The organism is Nocardioides sp., assembly GCF_024509035.1.
Classification (GTDB): domain Bacteria; phylum Actinomycetota; class Actinomycetes; order Propionibacteriales; family Nocardioidaceae; genus Nocardioides.
Map to the genome: position 1 here is coordinate 1 of NZ_JANINT010000361.1, position 1,852 is coordinate 1,852.

2 protein-coding genes and 1 pseudogene are annotated in these 1,852 nt (G+C 73.5%); 2 read left to right on the forward strand and 1 reads right to left on the reverse strand.

Features of this window, described 5'->3' with window-relative positions; genetic code table 11:
- Together Q0L15_RS21300 and Q0L15_RS21305 are read left to right on the forward strand one after the other, a co-directional pair.
- Positions 1 to 207 (forward strand): annotated as a pseudogene (locus tag Q0L15_RS21300) (pyrimidine-specific ribonucleoside hydrolase RihA); the annotation flags it as partial.
- Entirely contained in the window at positions 204 to 1,109 is a 906-nt protein-coding gene (locus Q0L15_RS21305; RefSeq protein ID WP_296606758.1) for a PfkB family carbohydrate kinase, read from the forward strand. The pseudogene Q0L15_RS21300 and the gene Q0L15_RS21305, both read left to right, overlap by 4 nt.
- 37 nt (positions 1,110 to 1,146) lie before the next feature.
- Here Q0L15_RS21305 and Q0L15_RS21310 read toward each other — a convergent pair.
- A partial coding sequence (locus tag Q0L15_RS21310) for a M20/M25/M40 family metallo-hydrolase (RefSeq protein ID WP_296606759.1) occupies positions 1,147 to 1,852 on the reverse strand: 706 nt, incomplete at its 5' end.

The following is a 1,852-nucleotide window of genomic DNA, read 5'->3' on the forward strand; positions in this document are numbered from 1 at the left end:
CTCATCGACCCCGACGTCATCGAGTGGCAGGACGCGTTCGTCGCCGTCGAGCTCGACGGGCGCTGGACCCGCGGGGCCACCGTCGTCGACCTCCACGGCCGCTACCCGGAGCACCAGCCCAACGCTGCTGTCGCGATCACCCTGGATGCCTCCCGCTACTGGGACCTCGTGCTCGCCGCGGTCGACTCGCTCGGGACCCGGTCATGACACCAGGGACGGTGTGCGTCGTCGGTTCGGTGAATGCCGACACCACGCTGCGCGTTCGGGCCTTGCCGGGTCCGGGGGAGACCGTGCTCGCGGCCCACCGGCACGGCTCAGGGGGAGGCAAGGGCGCCAACCAGGCGGCCGCTGCTGCCGCCGCCGGCGCGAGGGTCGCACTGGTCGCGGCTGTCGGTGACGACGAGGCCGGCGGCGCTGAACGCGCAGCGCTCGAGGAGCGCGGCATCGATGTGTCGCGCGTGGCGTCTGTCCACGACGCCACGGGTTCGGCGGTCGTCGTCGTCGCCGAGGACGGTGAGAACCTCATCGTGGTCCACCCGGGCGCGAACGCCGCGCTCGACGCGACCTCGGCTGCTGCCGCGGTCGCCGAGCTGCGCCCCGCGGTCCTGCTGGGACAGCTGGAGGTGCCGCTCGAGGCGTTGGCGGCCGCCGCACGGGCGCGGGGCGACGGGCTGTTCGTGCTCAACCCCGCCCCGATGACAGCCTCGCCCGACGGGCTGGACGGCCTGCTCGAGCTCACCGACGTCCTCGTGCCCAACCGCACCGAGCTCGCGGCCCTGGTCGGTCGGCCACTGCCGATCTCGCCTGCCGAGGTGCGCGCCTGCCTGGCGGCGCTGGACTGCAGCGCGGACGTCGTGGTCACCCTCGGAGCCGATGGGTGCCTGGTCCGGTCGGGCGGGGTCCTGACCGAGGTCGGCGCCCGCCCGGCCGATCCGGTGGACACCAGCGGCGCCGGAGACGTCTTCTGCGGAGTGCTCGCAGCGGGACTGGCGAACGGGCAGGGCCTGCTGCCCGCAGTGCGTCGAGCCAACGAGCTGGCCGCGCTCAGCACCACCTCGCCCGGAGCCCAGGTGCCCCCAGGGTTCTTCTCCTCGGGAGTCGTCCACTAGCCGACGCGGCCGGCCGCGGTCGCGGGCCCGGGGCGTCTCAGCCCCACGCGGGCCCGGCGCCTCCGGCGGCCATGAGGTGGAGAGCGAGACCTGTCGCCATGACCGCCTCGTCGAAGTCGGCGTCCGGAGCATGGTTGAACGCGGTCCGCCCGGGGATGCTCGCCCCCAGGTAGACCATCGCCCCTGGCCACCGTCGGAGGAAGTAGGCGAAGTCCTCGATCACCATCGACGGCGCGGCCATCTCGGTCAGGCCCGGGGCGGCCGGCGAACGCTCGAGCGCCGCCACCATGCGATCGACGTACTCCGGGTCGTTGACCACGGCCGGGTACCCCTCCAGCAGGCGGAACCGTCCGGTCGTGCGAGTCTCGGCCGCCGCTTGGGCCACGGCGCCGCGGAGGCCCTCGATGAGGGCGTCGCGGCGCTCCGGGCTCACGGTCCTCAACGTGCCGCGCATCGACCCGCGATCGGGGATCACGTTGACGGTGTTCCCCATCAGGAACTCGGTCACGGTCGCGACAGTCGTCTCCTGGGGCGTGCTCAGCTCGTCCACGAGGCTCCTCGAGGCCGCCACGAATGCAGCTCCCGCCTCGATCGGGTTCCCGGCGAGGTGCGGTTGGCTCGCATGGCCCCCCGGTCCCTCGAACGTGGCCTCGAACCAGTCGCCGTACGCCATGAACGTCCCGCGCCGGTAGTGCACGCCGTGCGCCGGCCAGGTGGCGTGGACGTGGATGGCGAAGGCCGTG